We start from the raw sequence: 453 nt of genomic DNA, 5'->3' as shown, positions 1-453 counted from the left end.
AGACGATTATTTAAGAATAACCAAACAGACCACAGCCTAACCTTATTTGGTTGGGATGGTGATGTGATGGTGTGGGAATCAGTGAAATCATCAAAAGCTCAAACTGATTATACTAAGCACTATCTCTATGAACCGAATAGTTTTGTACCATTATTACAGACAGGTTATGCTGGCTTTATTAAACTGATAGAAACACCTGACTATCGCCAATTCCAAAACGTACCTTATTCGATTTATAAAGACCCTGTATGGAAAACTGAAACCAGAAAGAACAAAGCTGAATTAGAACGTGTTGCCTTTTACCACTGTGACCAAGTCGGTACTCCACAAACTTTAAGTAATGAGCTAGGGGAGTGTGTTTGGGAAATCAAACAGGATACATGGGGCACAGCTTTAGAAATTAATACAACAAACCAAGACAATCCATTGGAACAAAGTAATATCCGTTTTCAG

General features: G+C 37.7%; 1 protein-coding gene. It reads left to right on the top strand.

Annotation, left to right across the window (positions count from 1 at the left end; genetic code table 11):
- The coding region (locus tag ACG916_RS21535) for an RHS domain-containing protein (RefSeq protein WP_419330788.1) at window positions 1-453 on the top strand (453 nt) is incomplete at both ends.

It is taken from the genome of Acinetobacter legionensis (assembly GCF_048552295.1).
Taxonomy (GTDB): Bacteria; Pseudomonadota; Gammaproteobacteria; order Pseudomonadales; family Moraxellaceae; genus Acinetobacter.
Note: the sequence above shows the minus strand (reverse complement) of the source record. Positions and strands in the feature narration are given on the sequence as shown.